The sequence below is a fragment of the Xanthomonas sacchari genome, assembly GCF_024266585.1.
In the GTDB taxonomy this organism is placed as follows: Bacteria; Pseudomonadota; Gammaproteobacteria; order Xanthomonadales; family Xanthomonadaceae; genus Xanthomonas_A; species Xanthomonas_A sacchari_C.
The window spans coordinates 17,719-35,267 of record NZ_CP100647.1 but is presented as its reverse complement, the minus strand read 5'-3'; the positions used below and the strand labels follow the sequence as shown (position 1 = coordinate 35,267).

13 protein-coding genes are annotated in these 17,549 nt (G+C 65.7%); 8 read left to right on the top strand and 5 right to left on the bottom strand.

Features of this window, described 5'->3' with window-relative positions:
• Nucleotides 1-394 precede the first annotated feature (394 nt).
• From NKJ47_RS00150 to NKJ47_RS00140, 3 genes are all read right to left on the bottom strand, one after another.
• Nucleotides 395-2,779 carry a S9 family peptidase gene (locus NKJ47_RS00150; RefSeq protein WP_254459589.1) on the bottom strand — a complete coding sequence of 795 codons (2,385 nt, stop codon included), beginning with the start codon at nt 2,777-2,779 and terminating at the stop codon, nt 395-397.
• Nucleotides 2,780-3,327: 548 nt separating this feature from the next.
• Complete coding sequence (locus NKJ47_RS00145) at nt 3,328-5,415, bottom strand: glycoside hydrolase family 55 protein (RefSeq protein WP_254459588.1); 2,088 nt, start codon at nt 5,413-5,415, stop codon at nt 3,328-3,330.
• Nucleotides 5,416-5,675: 260 nt separating this feature from the next.
• The gene (locus NKJ47_RS00140) at nt 5,676-5,843 is read right to left on the bottom strand and encodes a hypothetical protein (RefSeq protein ID WP_254459587.1); all 168 of its coding nucleotides are present in this window, start codon (nt 5,841-5,843) and stop codon (nt 5,676-5,678) included.
• 828 nt (nt 5,844-6,671) lie between these two features.
• Here NKJ47_RS00140 and NKJ47_RS00135 point away from each other — a divergent pair.
• The 6 genes from NKJ47_RS00135 (at nt 6,672) to NKJ47_RS00110 (ending at nt 13,841) form a co-directional block, all read left to right on the top strand.
• Nucleotides 6,672-6,959, top strand: coding sequence for a hypothetical protein (locus tag NKJ47_RS00135; RefSeq protein WP_254459586.1), 288 nt, complete (start codon nt 6,672-6,674; stop codon nt 6,957-6,959).
• A gap of 618 nt (nt 6,960-7,577) precedes the next feature.
• The gene (locus tag NKJ47_RS00130) at nt 7,578-8,978 is read left to right on the top strand and encodes a cytochrome ubiquinol oxidase subunit I (protein ID WP_254459585.1); all 1,401 of its coding nucleotides are present in this window, start codon (nt 7,578-7,580) and stop codon (nt 8,976-8,978) included.
• Entirely contained in the window at nt 8,978-9,994 is a 1,017-nt protein-coding gene (gene cydB / locus NKJ47_RS00125) for a cytochrome d ubiquinol oxidase subunit II (protein WP_254459584.1), read from the top strand. The genes NKJ47_RS00130 and cydB overlap by 1 nt, the downstream gene beginning before the upstream one ends.
• Before the next feature lie 104 nt (nt 9,995-10,098).
• Complete coding sequence (locus NKJ47_RS00120; RefSeq protein WP_254459583.1) at nt 10,099-11,463, top strand: AMP-binding protein; 1,365 nt, start codon at nt 10,099-10,101, stop codon at nt 11,461-11,463.
• A gap of 286 nt (nt 11,464-11,749) precedes the next feature.
• On the top strand, nt 11,750-12,313 hold the full coding sequence (locus tag NKJ47_RS00115; protein ID WP_254459582.1) for a hypothetical protein: 564 nt from the start codon (nt 11,750-11,752) through the stop codon (nt 12,311-12,313).
• A 19-nt stretch (nt 12,314-12,332) separates the two neighbouring features.
• Nucleotides 12,333-13,841 carry an XVIPCD domain-containing protein gene (locus NKJ47_RS00110; RefSeq protein ID WP_254459581.1) on the top strand — a complete coding sequence of 503 codons (1,509 nt, stop codon included), beginning with the start codon at nt 12,333-12,335 and terminating at the stop codon, nt 13,839-13,841.
• Between the two features lie 199 nt (nt 13,842-14,040).
• On the opposite strand, the gene NKJ47_RS00105 is transcribed toward NKJ47_RS00110, so the two are convergent.
• Complete coding sequence (locus NKJ47_RS00105; protein ID WP_254459580.1) at nt 14,041-15,057, bottom strand: pteridine-dependent deoxygenase; 1,017 nt, start codon at nt 15,055-15,057, stop codon at nt 14,041-14,043.
• The gene (locus NKJ47_RS00100) at nt 15,054-16,412 is read right to left on the bottom strand and encodes an NAD(P)/FAD-dependent oxidoreductase (RefSeq protein ID WP_254459579.1); all 1,359 of its coding nucleotides are present in this window, start codon (nt 16,410-16,412) and stop codon (nt 15,054-15,056) included. The genes NKJ47_RS00105 and NKJ47_RS00100 overlap by 4 nt, the downstream gene beginning before the upstream one ends.
• A gap of 130 nt (nt 16,413-16,542) precedes the next feature.
• On the opposite strand from NKJ47_RS00100, the gene xanC reads away from it, so the two are divergent.
• Both xanC and NKJ47_RS00090 read left to right on the top strand, forming a co-directional pair.
• The gene (gene xanC, locus NKJ47_RS00095) at nt 16,543-16,812 is read left to right on the top strand and encodes a xanthomonadin biosynthesis acyl carrier protein XanC (RefSeq protein ID WP_003470209.1); all 270 of its coding nucleotides are present in this window, start codon (nt 16,543-16,545) and stop codon (nt 16,810-16,812) included.
• Nucleotides 16,787-17,518 (top strand): ketosynthase, encoded by a 732-nt coding sequence (locus tag NKJ47_RS00090; protein WP_254459578.1) that lies wholly within the window; start codon nt 16,787-16,789, stop codon nt 17,516-17,518. The genes xanC and NKJ47_RS00090 overlap by 26 nt, the downstream gene beginning before the upstream one ends.
• Nucleotides 17,519-17,549 lie beyond the last annotated feature (31 nt).

Genomic DNA, 17,549 nt, shown 5'->3' with positions numbered 1-17,549 from the left:
GACCAGGGCGCAAGCCGGGTGGTGCGCGAGGGGCGCGGCGCTGCGCATGCGCCGGGCGCTTGGCCTCTGCCGCGATGCGGTCAGGGCATGGCCGATGCGGTGTCGCCAGGAGCGGGGGCGGCCGCGAGGTGGTACCGATGCTGTCCGGGTCCGGACGACCTGGCCGCCAACGTCACAGGGGTGCAGGCATCGCGGGGCCGTGGCGGTGGCGGGTGCTGGCGTAGGAACGGCTTCAGCCGCGGCGGGGCATTACCGGTAACGCCCCGTCGCGGCTGAAGCCGCTCCTACGCAGGCCGGCGTGATGCGTGGCGCACGCAGATGGTTGGCATGTCATGCAGGCTGCTGCCCGGCGCCTGCAGCATGTCGACTGCAGGCGCCTCGGCGTGCGGCCGGCTCAGCGCAGCTCGCGCTCGAACAGCTTGAGGATGCGCTTGTACTCGTCCAGCCAGGAGTCGGCGCGGGTGAAGCCGTGCTTCTCCATCGGATACGGCGCGATTTCCCAGTTGTCCTTGTGCAGTTCGATCAGCTTCTGGGTCATGTCCACCGAGTCCTTGAAGAACACGTTGTCGTCGACCATGCCGTGGGCGATCAGCAGGTGGTCGCGCAGCCCGCTGGCGTACTCGATCGGCGAAGAGGTGCGGTAGGCCTCCGGGTCCAGGTCCGGGGTGTTGAGGATGTTGGAGGTGTACTCGTGGTTGTACTGGCTCCAGTCGGCCACCGGGCGCAGCGCGGCGCCGGCCTTGAACGTGCCGGGGCTGCGGAACAGCGCCATGTAGGTCATGAAGCCGCCGTAGGAGCCGCCGTAGATGCCGGCGCGGCCGCGGTCGCCCTGCTTGCTGTCGACCAGCCAGTCCAGGCCGTCCAGGTAGTCCTCCAGCTCCGGATGGCCCATGTCGCGGTAGATCGCGGTGCGCCAATCGCGGCCGTAGCCGGCGCTGGCGCGGTAGTCCAGGTCCAGCACGATGTAGCCCTTCTGCACCAGCAGGTTGTGGAACATCTGCTCGCGGAAGTAAGGGGTGTAGCGCGCCGACACGTTCTGCAGGTAGCCGGCGCCGTGCACGAACATCACCACCGGATAGCGCTTGCCCGGCTCCGGCTGCGCCGGGCCGTAGTACTTGCCCCAGATGGTGCCGGCGCCGTGCTTGGACGGCACCTGCACGAACTGCGGTTGCACCCACGGGCGCGCCTTGAACGCGGCGCTGCGGGTGTCGGTGAGCACGCGTGCGGTGCCGCCGGCGGCCGGCAGCACCGCCAGTTGCGGTGGCAGGTAGGGGCCGGAGTAGTGCACCAGCAGCTGCTGGCCGTCGGGCGAGAGCGCGAAGTCCTCCACGCCGTCCAGCGCGGTCAGTTCGGCGACGCTGTCGTTGCGCAGGTCGAGCTTGCACACCTCGTAGTCGCCCGGCCACTTGCGGTTGCACAGGAACAGGAAGCCCTGGCCGTCGGCGCTGACCACCGGCGCGGACACCTCCCACTTGCCGGAGGTGCGCTGGCGCGGCTTCTCGGTGCCGCGCTGGGTGTACAGGTGCGCGTAGCCGGACTGCTCGGACAGCAGCCACAGGGTCTGGTTGTCCGGCATCCAGCCGAAGTCGTTGAAGCTCCAGTTGATCCACGCCGGATCGGTGAGGCGGTGGCGCGGCTGCAGCACCGCCTTGTCCAGGTCCACGCTGGCGATCCAGCGGTCCTTGTTGTCCACCGCGCGCAGCAGCACGGCGACGTTGCGGCCGTCCTCGCTCCAGTGCATCGAGGCGCCGCTGCCGTCGCCATCGGTCTCCACGCGGACCGCGCGCGGGCCCTGCAGCGGCTCCTGCTTGGCGGCCTTGCGCAGCGCCGCCAGTGGATCGGTGTCGATGCCGGGTAGCACGGAGAGGTCGAGCTTGCGCGCGCTGCCGGCCACCGCATCGACCAGCCACAGGGTCTGCGCCACCGGCGGGTTGCGGCCGACCAGGGTGCGTGTTTCCTGGAATTCGGCGTAGCCGGATTCGGTCACGTACTTGGGCATCTTGCTCTCGCGGCCTTCCTCGGCGCCCTTGGCGTGGGTCACCACCAGCAGGTGGCGGCCGTCCGGCGACAGCGCGCTGTCGTCGACCACCACGTCGTCGCCCAGGTACACCGGCGCCGGCGCGCGGCTGCTGTCGGCACGGCGCCAGGCCTGCTCCTGCTGGCGCAGCAGCTCGCGCTGCGCGCGGTCGCGGGCCAGGGTTTCCAGGGTACGCAGTTGCTGCTCGCGCAGCACGTCGGGCTTGGGCGCGGCATCGGGATCGCGCTCGGCCTTGAGCACCGCGGCCTGCTGTACGCCGCCGCCGGGACTCCAGCGGTACCAGTCGTTGCCGACCCGCCACAGCGCGCCGCCATCGGTGGTGAACTGCGGCCGCGCGGCGGCCTGGTTGCTGCGGGTCAACTGGGTCAGCGCGCCGCTGCGCAGGTCGCGCAGGAACACGTCGCCGTTGCGCACGAACAGCATGCGCTGGCGGCGTGCGTCGTAGACCGGATTGGCCGCATCCAGGGTGCTGCGCTGGGCGTCCTCGACCCGCTGCGCGGCGCTGCCGTCGATGCCCTGGCGGTAGGTGTCGCGCACCGGGCTGCCGGTGCGCTTGAGCTGGTACTGCACCTGGCGCCCGTCCCAGGCCCACCAGGCGTCCTCGACCGGCGGCCCGATCCAGTCCGGATCGGCCATGGCCTGTTCGATGGTCAGCGGGGCGGCGGCATCCTGCGCCGCGGCCAGCGGCGGCAGGCAGGACAGGGACAGCAACACAACAGCGCTCAGGGCGAGACGACGCATCTGGACTTCCGGGCGAACGGCAAACCGCAAGCGTAGCAGCCGCCAGGGTGGCGGCGATTGCGCCGTTGGTCATGGGCGGGGGCCGAGCAACGGCGCCAGGCGCGCCAGCAGAGCGTGCACCGATGCGGGGGACTGTCGCTATTGGATGGAGTAACGATCTCGCACCCCGCAGGGCAGGTCGCGGAAACGCTGACAACTATGCTGGTCAAACGGGGATGAGAGCGGTGTTCGGGCATCTGAAGCGGGATCATCGGCTGGACCGCTGCTGGCTCAAGGCGGGACAGGGCGATGCACTGAACGGCATCGTTGCGGCCACCGGCTAGTACCTGCGCTGGCTGATGCGCTGGATCCCTATCCTCATGCCTAGATCCGGATCGCCGCATCTGGCACCGAGGCTTGATCAGGCCAAGCTGGTAGGCGCGCCGTACTGAATGAAAGCAAATTTTCAAAGCCGACGAAGTCGGCGAATGGCCCATGAAATTCAATGGTCGACAGCGCGGCTACTCCATGCAGTAACCGCGCTGATTGAGCCGATCGATTGGCTTACTTCACATGCTGGCCGACCAGTTGATCGTGAGATTTGAGCCGGATGCCGCCCTTTCCCCGGATTTGTTTACATCGCGAACCGAAACATAGATGTTCGTGTTGTCTATATTGATGACATTTAGAAGAAACGCGTAGTCCGTCTGATTGTTGGAAAATGCACGCGCTGGGGCAAAGCCGAGCCCATGCGCAATCGCTACCGAGCCGCTGCTGTCCACAGTGGCGGCAAGAGATCCAGATGCGCAGTTCGGCCAATGATACGAGCGCATCTGACCACCAAGGAACGCACCGTGATTACCGGTGCCCGTGAAATAGGTGATAGAACCTGACAGATGGATTCTGTTCGTGTCGCTGGTGGACGAGATTGCAGTGAACGCACCAGACAGGGCGTCATCCCAATTGTCAAAATAGCAATTGCTGATGCCAACAGCATTCCCGTTCCCACTGACAAATACAGCTTCTGCCGTTGTCCGTGCTACGCGCAAATTGCACAGCATAAGGCTGTTTCCATCTCCATTGACGAAGATGCCGCGGCTATTTGATAGCTGCGTATTTGGGCCGGGCTGGCATTGAATATTGGTCATGGAAGCGGTAATGCCACTGCCGTCTACAAGAACACCAGTAGCGCAGGCATCCAAGTCCGCATTCGCCACCATCATTTTATTGGTGGCGCCGTCCCCACTCGTTGCCAGGTAAATGCCTCGCCAGACACCATAGACGAAGAAATTGGTGATTTGACAATTGTCGTTGCGATACGAAACTAGGCCATAGGTATTTTTTTGGGTGTAAGCGGCCACGTCGGCGGTGAAGGCGCTCCAAAAGGGATATTGATGGAAATTGTTGACGCGGACAACGTCTGCGGCAAAATTGACTTTTATTCCAAATGAGAAGAACTCCCCCCATACGTTTTCGATGCGCGTCCGCCCTGTGCTGACACCTGGTTGGCCGATCTCAATGCCCGCTGTCACCCCCAAAAAAACCAAATTTTCTAGCAAACAAGCTCCGCCGGCATTGATCCTGATGCAGGGCTTGTAGGCGGGGGGATTCCAGTCGGGGGTCGGTGAAGGTTTCGTCTGGTCGAATCCGATTCCCGCTATCTGTACGTTGTTTGAGCCAGATGCCAAAACGAATGCGCTCTCGTTTTCCGAGCCTAATAGTATCCAGGATCCATTGCCGCGAAGTTGCGGAACAGTCGAGCCGAATGGGCCGACGAACTCTTCTAGGACACCGTCGCCCTTGATCGCGATTCCCCCTCGGGAAATCGTCACTGCTGTATCAATCCGATAAATCCCGTATGGCACATGCACGACTCCGCCGCCACGGTTTTGCACATCGTCCACCGCGGCCTGGAATGCCGACGACGAATCAGAGGAACCGGTGCGATCAGCACCAAATTCCAGTACCGAGACAGGAAGGTAACTCAACTTGTCGGAAACGGGGATGGGCGCGGCGCCGGTGGCAGCCGTCTGCTGGAACCGAATATTCCGCGCGCCTGTTCCTGCCCACAGACCATCCAGAAAATCCTTGACTGTAGTGCCTTCGCCAGACGCAGGGAAGGAATATCCAATCAAAGAGCCTCCGTCTGTTTGAGCGAGGCTCTCGCGTAAGGAGGTGTCGTCACCTTCGCTAGAAGCTGTTCCGGCAATCTCCTCATTTCTCTCACGCGCTGTCATTGGAAAAGGGGAGCGCGTGTCGCTTACAGTGCTTGGCGTTGAATCCGAAATTTCCCGTAACCCGCCGTGGGATTTGGCGTGTTCGTGATTGTGCATTGCAAGTGTGTCCAATCTGGGTTTTGTAAATGCTTCGGCGAGTGGAATATCGCCGGCGGCGTCAATCTTATGTGCATAACTTGCCACATTGATCAACAGGATTTTTTCAGCGGAAGATGGAGGGCGGTGCATTACGATGCGGGTACCGGATTCATCGCCGATTCGTTCAACGTCGAAATCGCCACTCTCCAATTCGGACGCCTTTTCATTAAGGATGATAAATGCCTTCACGCGACTTCTGGAGTGAGCCACCGGGCCAGCAAAAGCACGGGTAACGCCGTCGCCCTGGTGAAATCGGCAATGGTCGGCTGTGGAGACTGTCATTTATTCAACTCCTTTATGAAAAGTAGGCAAGGTTGAAACGTGGACTACCCAGTACACCGTGGAGACTCAATGCCTTCATTGCGTACAGGGACTTTTGAACTACGCGGGTCGTGGATCGGCACTGCGAATCTTCCTGGAACTCCTGCGGGCCAACGCTGGAGAGGGGCGGTCTGCGAAGGGCACAAAAACATTACGCAGTGCACGCCGTGTACAGGGTTCTGCCCGTGTGGCCGTCATCGACAGGCTCGGCATCTGCCTGGTTAGATCGACGTTGCGGTTGAAACGCCATATTGTTTCAATCCGGGTACGGCGTTCCCGAATAGTTGCAAGGCCGCCAGCACCAGTTCGCACCAGCGTTCGCTACCGCCTAGCTTAAGAAGTTGGTGCAGCGAAAGGCTCAGCTGGAATGACACATGGTTGATGGACATCATCCGGTCTCCAGGAAACGGGACCACAGCATGGGGCAACGCGTTCTCACCGAATGAGAACTTGCTAAGGATCGTGTTAGTCAAGGGGGATGGATGGATTCGTGATCAACAAGTGAGGTACTCTCGGAACGCACGGGAGCCTGCGACTTGGACGTTGCAGATGCGCCGTACCATGCAGGAATCGGAGTGAGCGGCTGTTGTGTTGATTGGGGGGATTACTGGCAAGGTTGGTTGCACGGCGCAGGCGTAGCGCAATCGCGCGCGTTGTATGTGCGCTGTCCGCGCCTTAAGGCGTTGCAGCGCGAGGTAAAGGGATTTTCGGCAGGCTAACGATGTGTTGCGCTAACCATTGGCATGTTTTGCCGTGGCGGAGTTCGGCCTCCGCTTCGAGCCACGACCGAAGTCGCCGCGGAGCAATGCGGCGACTTTGACTCGTGCCGATCGGCCGGGTGTCAGGATCGCTCTGTCGAGTTGACACCCCCGCGCGACTGTATCAGCGATCCCGTGTCGCGCGCGGATCGCTGGCGGCGTGAATCCGGCAATGGGTCTGTGAGAGGAAAGCTTGCAACGCTGCACCATCAGCAACAAGTGGGGTGAATCAAGGTGGACTTGCTTAGATCATGTGGCTGTCATCAATCGGGGTGGTCCAATATGGTGCAGTTGATTTTTATATGAAGTAGGGTCAGTCACGGGCGGTGATCTCGCCCTGAGCTTATGACTGCGCGGGCCGATGTGTTGTGAGATTCGTCGCGTGCTATTCTTTTGAATGAAAATCGAAAAACCAACAGGAGAGAGGTGATAGAAATGCAGGTTAGGTGGATTGCGCTTATGTTTGCAGTTGTTTTCTCTGGCCAGTCGTTCGCCAATGAGTGGATGAATGATGTCGAGGTTACTCAGATCAACGCCTATCAATCAGGAACGGGTCATTTCGTATGGTTCACCGCGTTGCCTCAAGAGTGCAAAACGGCATCTCCTTCAGCTTCGATCATGACGTTCGACGAGGCGCAGTCCGGAGGAAAAGGAATGCTTGCCATCGCGATGGCCGCGCTTTTGAATAAGCGCAAGGTCAACGTGCAGGCGGATGGATGCCGTATCGTCGAGATTTACTTGAAGTAGCGCCTGCTTCAGAGGGTTGCATTGCTTAGGTATTCAGGATTACATGGAGTGGCAGAGCGCAGGCTTAAGCAAGGGTCTGCGCCGGCTCCGGATTAAGGAAGATGCCTCTTCCAATTGGGAGAGGCATCGCATAGAGATTCCCTGGGTGTTTTGTTCCAGTAAAACGTCCGATTGCAGACTGCTCTCGTTGTTAAGTCCTGAAATCAGGATTGAGGTGGAGCGATGCGTGCCAGGTGCCAGGTGCCTGATGGTGGGGGAAAGCCAGCAACGTTTGCTCAGTTCTAGAGTTGCGCCATGCACGATCTTTGTGCGTGACAGCGCATGGTTCGATACACCATGCATAGTGCAGCGATCCAAACTCGGTGACATTGAGCGGATTCGAGAGTTATGTTTGATCGCGTCCACAGAGGAATGATCGAGCCAAGCAAGGCTCGCCATCGTTGGGAGCGATCAAGCGGCAGAGTTGGTCAGCGGACTCCAACTTGACCAAGGCTCGCGCAATCTGCGCGAACGCGGAGGTCGTCATCGCATGCACCCGACACTGCGACAAACCGTCACATCCCATTTCGCCGCGCCGCACCAACAATAGGCATCGTCTCCGCTTTCTCAGGCGCACCCATGGACGCCCTGCTGCTGTCGCGCATCCAGTTCGGATTCGTCATCAGTTTCCACGTGCTGTTCCCGGCCTTCACCATCGGCTTGTCGAGCTGGCTGGCGTTCCTGGAGTGGCGCTGGCTGCGCACGCGCGACACGGTGTGGCGCGATCTGTACTTCTTCTGGCTGAAGATCTTCGCCGTGTCCTTCGGCATGGGCGTGGTCAGCGGCATCGTCATGAGCTTCCAGTTCGGCACCAACTGGGCGGTGCTCAGCGAACGTGCCGGCAACATCCTCGGTCCGCTGCTCAGCTACGAGGTGTTGACCGCGTTCTTCCTGGAGGCCTCGTTCCTCGGGGTGATGCTGTTCGGCTGGCACAAGGTGCCGGAAAAGCTGCACTTCCTGGCCACCTGCCTGGTCGCCATCGGCACGCTGATCTCCACGTTCTGGATCCTGTCGGCCAACAGCTGGTTGCAGACGCCGGCCGGCTACGCGGTGGTCGAGGGTGTGTTCCATCCGGCCAACTGGCGCGAGGTGATCTTCAATCCGTCGTTCCCGTACCGGCTCACGCACATGGTGCTGGCCGCCTTCATCACCACCTGTTTCGTGATCGGCGGGGTCAGCGGCTGGTACCTGCGCCGCGGCGAACACCTGGACGCGGCCGGGCGCATGCTCAAGCTGGCGGTGGCCTTTGCCGCGATCGCGCTGCCGCTGCAGATCGCCGCCGGCGATGCGCATGGGCTGAACACGCTCGAGCACCAGCCGATCAAGGTGGCGGCGATGGAAGGGCACTGGCACGGCGAGGCGCCGGGGCAGGGCGTGCCGCTGGTGGTGTTCGCGGTGCCCAACGAGGCCGCCGAGCGCAACGACTATGAGGTGACCATTCCGCGCCTGGGCAGTGTGATCCTCACCCATACGTTGGATGGCGAGATCACGCCGCTGACCGCGGTGCCGCGAGACGAGCGGCCGCCGGTGAAGCCGGTGTTCTACGCGTTCCGGGTGATGGTCGGGCTGGGCATGGCGATGTTGCTGCTGGCGCTGGTGTCGCTGTTCTTCTGGTGGCGCGGCACGCTGCTGCGTCGGTGCGCGCTGCATCTGGCGTGGAACGCGATGCTGCCGGCCGGGTTCGTGGCGCTGGTCGCCGGCTGGTTCGTTACCGAGATCGGGCGCCAGCCGTACGTGATCTACGGCCTGCTGCACACACGCGATGCGGTCAGCCCGGTCAGCCCGGCGATGGTGTGGATCTCGCTGAGCGTGTACGTGCTCGCCTACGCGCTGGTGTTCGGTTTCGGCAGTTGGTACATCCTGCGCATGCTGCGCCATGGGCCGCTGCCGCACGAGCCGGCGCCGCGCATGCAGGAGGGCGACAAGACCCCGGCGCGGCCACTGTCGGCGGCCGACGACGACATCGAGGAGACCCACTGATGGACATGGCGACCGTGCTGCCGGTGATCTGGTTCGGCGTGATCGGCTTCGGCGTGCTGATGTACGTGCTGCTGGACGGCTTCGTGCTCGGCCTGGGCATCCTGGCGCCGTTCGCCGAGGACGAGGACCAGCTCGACCTGATGATGAACACCGCCGCGCCGATCTGGGACGGCAACGAGACCTGGCTGGTGCTCGGCGGCGCCGGCCTGCTGGCGGCGTTCCCGAAAGCCTACGCGGTGGTGCTGTCGGCGCTGTACCTGCCGGTGCTGCTGATGCTGATCGCGCTGGTGTTCCGCGGCGTGGCCTTCGAGTTCCGCTTCAAGGCGCGCAGTTCCAAGTACCTGTGGGGTTGGGCGTTCGCGCTGGGTTCGCTGTGCGCCGCGTTCTGGCAGGGGGTGATCTTGGGGGCGCTGGTGGAAGGCATGCCGTTGCAGGACGGCAAGTACCTGGGTGGGGTGCTTGGCTGGTTCAGCCCGTTCTCGATGCTCACCGGCGCGGCGGTGGTGTTCGGCTACGCGCTGCTCGGCGGCAGCTGGCTGATCCTCAAGACCGAGGGCGCGATGCAACACATCGCCCGCACCCTGACCCGGCCGCTGGTGCTGGTGGTGGTGGTGTTCATGGGCCTGGTCAGCGCCTGGCTGCCGTTCCTGGACTCGCGGATCATGGCGCGCTGGTTCCACGACGGCAATTTCTGGTGGCTCTCGCCGGTGCCGCTGCTGGTGCTGGTCAACGCGCTGGCGCTGTGGCGTGCGGCGATGGCACAGGGCCGCGACGCGCGCCCGTTCATGCTGACCCTGTGCTTCTTCGTGCTCGGCTTCTTCGGCCTGGTGCTGGGCATCTGGCCGAACATCGTGCCGCCCGGGCTGACCATCTGGGAAGCGGCCTCGCCGCCGGCCTCGCAGGGCTTCGTGCTGGCCGGGCTGGCGGTGCTGCTGCCGGTGATCCTGGGCTACACCGCCTGGTCGTACCGGGTGTTCCGCGGCAAGATCACCGCCGACACCGGCTACCACCACTGACGGCGGCCGCGGCGGCCGCCGGCTTGCCAGCGGCGGCGGCGCCGGCCAAGCTACCGGCTCCCCGCGCCGTGCGGGTCATCGCCCCGCCCGAGCCGCCGCCACGCATGTCCGCCGTTTCCTCCGAGATTCCCGCTGCGCCCCTGTTGCACCCGCTCGCCGTCGGCGACGCGCGGCGTCCGCTGGCCTTCGCCAACGGCGAGCACATCGACCTGGCGACCTTCCTCGGCCACGTGCGCGGCCTGGCCGCGGTGCTGCCGGCCGGCCGGCATGCGCTGAACCTGTGCGAGGACCGCTACCGTTTCATGGTCGCGTTCTGCGCGGTGGCGCTGCGCGGGCAGACCTCGCTGCTGCCGTCCTCGCGCGCGCCGGCGGTGGTGGCCGAGGTGCAGCGCAGCCATACCGATTGCTACTGCCTGGGCGACCTGGCGTTGGCCGAGCCGCCGCCGCGCTACTGGCGACTGCCGGACGCGCTGCCGTCGCTGGACGGGCCGATGCCGCAATTGGCCGACGACGCGCTGGTGGCGATCGGCTTCACTTCCGGCAGCACCGGCGCGCCCAAGCCCAATCCCAAGACCTGGGGCAGCTTCCTCACCAGCACCCGCCAGGACCTGCTGGCGCTGGTCGGGCTGTGGCCGGACACGGCGGTGCCGCAGGTGGTGGCGACGGTGCCGCCGCAGCACATGTACGGCATGGAGCTGTCGATCCTGCTGCCGCTGGTGACGCCGCTGGCGGTGCACGCCGGGCGCCCGTTCTTTCCCGAGGACGTGGCCCGTGCGCTGGCGCAGCTGCCGGCGCCGCGGCTGCTGGTGACCACGCCGGTGCATCTGCGCGCGTTGGTCGAATCCGGCGTCGCGCTGCCGCCGCTGGCCGGCATCGTCTCGGCCACCGCGCCGCTGGCGCAGGAGCTGGCCGCCGCCGCCGAGGCGCGCTTCGGCGGCGAGGTGCGCGAGATGTTCGGCTCCACCGAAACCTGCGTGTTCGCCAGCCGCCGCACCGCTTGCGAGGTGCCGTGGACGCCGTTGCCCGGCGTGCGCGTGGCGCCGCAGCCGGACGGCACCCTGGTGCACGCGCCGCATCTGCCGCAGCCGGTGCTGCTGGCCGACCTAATGGACGTGGACGCCGACGGCCGCTTCCAGGTGCGCGGCCGCCAGGCCGACCTGCTGGAGATCGCCGGCAAGCGTGCCTCGCTGGCCGATCTCACCCGGCGCCTGCTGGCGCTGCCCGGCGTGGTCGACGGCGCGATGTTGCAACTGGATCCGGAACCGGGCCAGGCGGTGGGCCGCATCGCCGCGGTGGTGGTGGCGCCGACCCTGGACGAGGCCGCGATCCTGGCCGCGCTGCGCCGCGAACTGGACCCGGTGTTCCTGCCGCGCCGGTTGCGCCTGCTCGAGGCCCTGCCACGCAACGAGACCGGCAAGTTGCCGCGCGATCGCCTGCTGGCGTTGCTGGCGGCCGGTCGCGAGGACTGAGCACCCGCCGGACGGCGCCGGGATAGCGCGCAGCGACCAGGCGCCAGCGCGCTACGGTTTGCGCAGCGTGGCACGCGGCCGCCCGCCGCTTGGCACGGCCGGGGCGTGGCTTGCCGCCCCCCACGCGGGTGTTCGTATACTGCGCCTATCGCTTCGCGCCGCAAGGATGTGCCGCATGCCCCATCGGGCCTCCCTCGTCCTGATCGCCTCGCTCCTGTGTGCGGCCTGCACCCATGCGCCTGCGCGGGCGCCTGCCGCCGCGCCTCCTGCCAAGGACTCTCCCGCCATGACCTCGTCCCCCTCGTCCGGCGCCGCCGATCCGGCCGCCGCGCCCGTGTCGCCCAAGCTGAGCGCCGAGCAGATGCTCAGCCGCTTGCTGACCCTGATCCGCACCAGCAAGAGCGTGGCCGAGTTCACGCCGCAGCGCTTGCGCGAGGTGATGGGGGTGGATGTGGACTATGCGCGCGATGGGTCCGGGCGGTATGGATTCGGAGAGAAGGTAAGCCAGGACTGGGTGCATGGCTTCGAGGTTGATCCGAGAATGAAGAATCATGGGTTTGAGTTCAGCTTCGATCCGGCGACGCCTGGATCTTCTCCCGACATGACCAGTATCTGCCAGATGGACTTTGATCGCTTCACTGGCGAACTTGAAAAGATGGGATTTTTGCGTGAGCACTACTTCGATTCTCCGCCACAAGCATCGTTTGGAGAAAAGTTGCCGCATGGGGCGCTGATGTACGATCTTTTTCAGCGTCCCGGCATGTGGATTCAGGTCTATCCCAACGGCGAGGCAAATGAGCCGATCGAAAAGATTAGCCACTTGTGCGTGCAAATGGTTTTGATCGGATAAAAGACAAGGAAGCCCCAGGATGGCGGAACTCACTGCTCAAGCTCGGGAGATCGTCAGTGAATTTGGCTCTGAGCCGGGCGTTACGGCGGATCAGGCGAGGAATCTGTTATCGATCGTCAACGCTTCGCCCGTACTCGTTGACCAGATCAACACTGCTGTAGCCAAAGGCCATGTGGCGCGCATCGTTCCATTGACTAATCCCAATGCGGGTGGTGAATACGATGCGCAGAATCATGCGATCCGCCTACCCTTGGCACGATTGGTCCCTGTCTCTCCAGGCCAACTCCCCAGTGCCACAAATATGGGTGAGGTCACGTATGCGTTAGGCCACGAGCTGCAACATGGGTTCAATGCTGAAGCTACTAAGCGGGCGTTGAAGCAGTTCGACAACGATGTCGGGAACATTTCACGCGGCTCTGGATTACGTGATTACACCGAGCCCTTGGCGACCTTGTTGGCGCAAAATCGCCGCGACGAAGCCGGTGCGCAGATCGCCGGATGGAATGCAGTCGTCAGCAGGGTTCGGGCAGGCAACCCGGATGCAACGCTAGAAGACGTTTACAAAGAACAGCCAGGGCGCATGGCGGATTTCATAGATCGTAGCGGCAGGCCTGCAACCTTCACATTGAAGCCAAATCTTCGTCTCAATACCGATCTGACGATGAGCGAAACTCCCGGTAATGTGGAGGGAATGGGGCAGAACTTTTTTGACAAGGAAGCTCGAAAAGCCAGGCTTGGCGCCAACGGCACCTCAGATTACGCAAACTATTACGCTACCAACCCGGTCAGCCACATTGCCCAAGTCGAGCACAGGCAACATCCGCCGCAGCCGGGCAACGACACGCCGCAGATCGCGCTGAACCTGTCGCGGCTGCATCTGCGCGAGGCGCTGCTGGAAGAGAACGGGCTGGATCTGGGCAGGGACCGGCGGCCACTGCCGTACTTCGACACCAGCACGCAGCCGCCCGCCGCGGGGCTGCTGCAGCACACTGCCGATACCCATCGGCACGTGTCGCCGCTGGCCAACGGGTTGCCGGAACCAGCGGCGCCTGCCGCGCATGGCGCCGAGGCGCAGCGGAGCGACGATCCCTCGCTGCCCGGGCATCCGGATCACGCGCTGCTGGAACAGATCCGCGCAGGGATGCGCAAGGTCGATGCAGCGCTTGGCAAGGCCTACGACCACGACAGCGAACGGCTCAGCCGCAGTCTGCTGGCGGCCTGCAAGGACAACCGCGACCTGTATCCGGGCGCGGCCGGCTACTCGTTGGCGGGCAATGCGCTGGAGCGGGTCGACCATGTGGTGCTGGGAAAAACCGGCAACCTGATCGCGGTGCAGGGCGCGCTGAACGATCCGGCGATGAAGCGCGCGGTCGTTCCGGTGGAGCAGGCGTTGGCCACGCCGGTGGAGCAGTCGGACCAGAAACTGGCGCTGGCCAATCAGGCGCTGGGGCAGGAGCAGCAGCGTGCTGCACAACAGGCGCTGGGGCGCGGGGTCGACGAGCCGGCGCACATGGCGCCTGGACGTTAGCGCCCGCCGCTTGCAGTGCACGCCGCGGCGTGTCTGGTGCGATGGCAGGCCCGGCATGCCACTACGCCTATGCCCGATGGCGGCGGACGGTCGCCGCCGGTAACGCGCATTTGCCGCGACGGCATTCCCAGGAGGACCCGGTCGCGGCTGAAGCCGCTCCTACGCCGACGTGCCGCGTGGCATGCGCCGGAGCGCGGCCTCAGCCATGCACGCCGTCGATCTCCACCGCCAGCTCGTCGCGGCAGATCACCGCGTGCAGCAGCAGGCGCGGGACGCGGTCGCCGAAGCGGGCGTCCAGGGCGGAGGCGACCAGCGGCAGGTCGTCGGGTTCGCGCACGTAGACCTTCAGGCGGGTGCCGTCGCCGAATTGCGGCGGCAGGTCCGGAGCGTGGCTGCGCGCGGCTGCCAGCAGGGCGTCGAAGTTGGCGAAGGTCTCTTCCAACTGCGCCAGCAGCTGGCCCTGGTGCATGGAGGCGTGGCCGACCACGCTGGCGGTGCCCGACAGCAGCAGCGGCATGTCGCTGCCGGCCGGCGGCAGCATGGCGCGGGCGAAGCTGGGCGGCTGCGGGCCGTACTGGCGCGGGTAGCGGTAGGCGCTGACCTGGCGCGGGTTCTCCAACGGCGTGCCGGCCCGCGCGGCGGCCAGCCAGTAGATCTGCATCACCCGCGCGTCGTCGCAGCGGCCCACCGCGGTGGCCGCCGGCAATTGGGTGGCGTCGAACTCGCCCAGCCCGCGCGCGCGGCCGACGCAGAAGCGCCGGTAGCGTTCGCGATCGCCGCTGCCCAGGGTGATCGCGTCGAGGTAGTTCCAGATGCGCAGCAGGCGTGGCGTAGCGCTGCCGGACACGAAGGCGGTGATCTGCGCGTAGGCGAGTGCGGCGGCTTCCTCGATGTCCAGGTCCACCTGGCGCTCGTCGATCTCGATCACGCCGAACTGCAGGCGGCCGTCGCTGGCCCAGGCGATGGCGCCGTCGCGGCCGCTATGCACCGGGGCGTCGGTGCGCCACACCTCGAGCATGCGCGGGCCGTGCGGCTGCAGCGGCACGCGCAGGTAGCGCGGGTCGTCGTGGTAGGGCGCGGTCTCGCCAAAGCCGAACACCGCCAGCACCTGGTCCTCGCCCAGCAGCTGGCCGGGATCGGTCTCGGCGACGTAGTCCACCTGCAACTGCGGATGGCCCTGCGTGGGGTGCGGGAACTGCAGGTGCGGGCGGCTCATGGTGCGTCTCCGTGCAAGGTGTCGCCGTGGAACGATTCGCGGGCCTGGCGGCGGCGGTGGCGCCAGGCGCGCCACGCCCGCGGCAGCATCGCCACCGCCGACAGCGCATAGATGGCGCGGAACACGCGCAGGCGGCGCAGCACCGCACGGTTGTCGAAGACGTCGCCGGCGAGCATCGCCACCACCGCCTGTTCCACCTGCAGCACGTTGCGCGGCTGCGCGAACAGCTCGCGCATGGTCGGCGAGGTGAAGCGGTAGATGAACCACTTGAACTCGTCCAGGCCGCCGCGCAGGTGCCGCTCCAGGCGCCGCTGCAGCCGCGCCTCGCTGGCCGGGTCGCGCAGCGCCGCATCGACCATGGCCGCGCCGCGCTCGGCGCTGTGCATGGCCAGGTACACGCCGGAGGAGAACATCGGGTCGACGAAGGCGTAGGCGTCGCCGAGCATCAGCCAGCGCGGCCCGCTCATGCGGGTGCATTCGTAGGCGTAGTTGCCGGTGGCGTGCACCGGCGCCACACGCTGCGCGCCGGCCATGCGCGCCACCACGTCCGGATTCAGCGCCAGGGTGCGCAGCAGGAATGCCTCGCTGTCGCAGCCCTGGCGGGTCTTCATGTACTGCGGGTCGCACACCGCGCCCACGCTCATCACGTCGTCGGGCAGCGGGATCAGCCACATCCAGCCGTGCGCGTGGCGGTAGATGCTGATGTTGCCGGCGTCCTCGCCCGGGCGCCGCGCTACCCCGCGGAAATGGCTGAACAGCGCCGCCGACTGGTGGCGCGGGTTGGCGCGCTTGAGCTTGAGCTTGTTGCCGAGGAAGGTGTCGCGGCCGCTGGCGTCGATCAGGTAGCGCGGCCGGTAGTGGCGCACGCCCTCGGCGCTGCGCGCCTGCACGGTGGGCGCCTCGCCGTCCAATTGCACCGCCTCGACCCGCACGCCCTCGTGCACGTCGGCGCCGACCGCGCGCGCATGCGCGCACAGCACGCGGTCGAAGTCGGCGCGCGGCACCTGCAGCGCGAAGTCGGACTGCGCGCCCAGCGCATGCGCGAAGCGGAAGGTGTTGTAGCCGCCGGCGTCGTTGGGGAAGTCGGCGCCGAGCTTGAGCACGCCGATCGCCCGCACCTGCTCGAGCACGCCCAGCCGCTGCAGGATCGGCATGTTCATCGGCAGCAGCGATTCGCCGATGTGGAAGCGCGGATGGTGGTCCTTCTCCAGCACCGTCACCCGCCAGCCGCGCTGGGCCAGGACGATCGCCGCCGCGCAGCCGGCCGGCCCTCCGCCGATCACCAGCACGTCGGGCGTCTCTGCCGCGGCGGCGTTTACGGTGGGGGGGAGGGGAGCAACAGCGGGGGACGTCATCCTGAGGGAACCTGCGGCGCAACGGCGGGGCGAAACGGCATGATAGCGTGCTGTTCGCGGGCGCATGGTTGCGCCGCAGCGTCCGATGCACCATCTTGTCGCACCCGTCCTTTCGCCTGGAAGCCCCTGGATGTCTTCGCAAACCGCCGCCGAACGTGAACTGGCCGAGCTGCTGGTCGAGAGCCTGAACCTGGAAGACGTCCAGCCCGGCGACATCGATCCGGAGGCGCCGCTGTTCAACACCGGCCTGGGGCTGGACTCGATCGACGCCCTGGAACTGGCGCTGGCGATCAGCAAGCGCTATGGCTTCCAGCTGCGCTCGGACAACGACGAGAACCGCCGCATCTTCGCCTCGCTGCGCGCGCTGTCGGCGCATGTCGAAGCCAACAAGACCAGCTGAGCGGGCCGACGCCGCGCCCTGGGCGCTGGCCCTGGGCGTGCTGCTGGCGCTGGCCTACTCGCCGCTGGCGCATTGGGCCAATGCCGCGCACCGCCCGGACCTGGCGGTGCTGGCCGGCGCGGCGCTGGTGCTGATGGTGCTGGTGGAGCCGATGGCGCGCTGGCGGCCCTGGGCCTGGGCGCTGGCCATCGCCGCGACGGCGGCGCTGGTGCCGCTGTGGCGCTCGCCGCACGCCCTGCTGCTGCTGGCCGCCCCGCCGGTGCTGTTCACCGCCTGGGTGGCCTGGTTCTTCGGGCGCAGCCTGCAGCGCGGGCGCACGCCGCTGATCACCCGCATCGTCGAGGCCCTGTACCGGCAGGCCGGCATGCCGATCAGCCCGGCGCAGCGGCGCTACACCCAGCGCCTGACCCTGGCCTGGACCCTGCTGCTGGTCGGGCTGACCCTGCTCAATCTGGTGCTGGCGCTATGCGCCCAGCCCAGCGGCGTGCTGGCGCAACTGGGTCTGGCCGCGCCGTTGCCGATCAGCGATGCGCGCGCCTCGCTGTTCGCCAATCTGCTCGGCTACGGGGTCATCGGCGGCTTCTTCGTCGGCGAGTACCTGTTGCGTGGGCGCTGGTTTCCGCAGCGTCCCTACCGTAATCTGCCCGACTTCCTGCACCAGTTGGCGCGGCTGGGGCCGGTTTTTTGGCGCGATCTACTGCGCTGACGCGCGTATTGCAGGGGATGCAGGGTCGTGC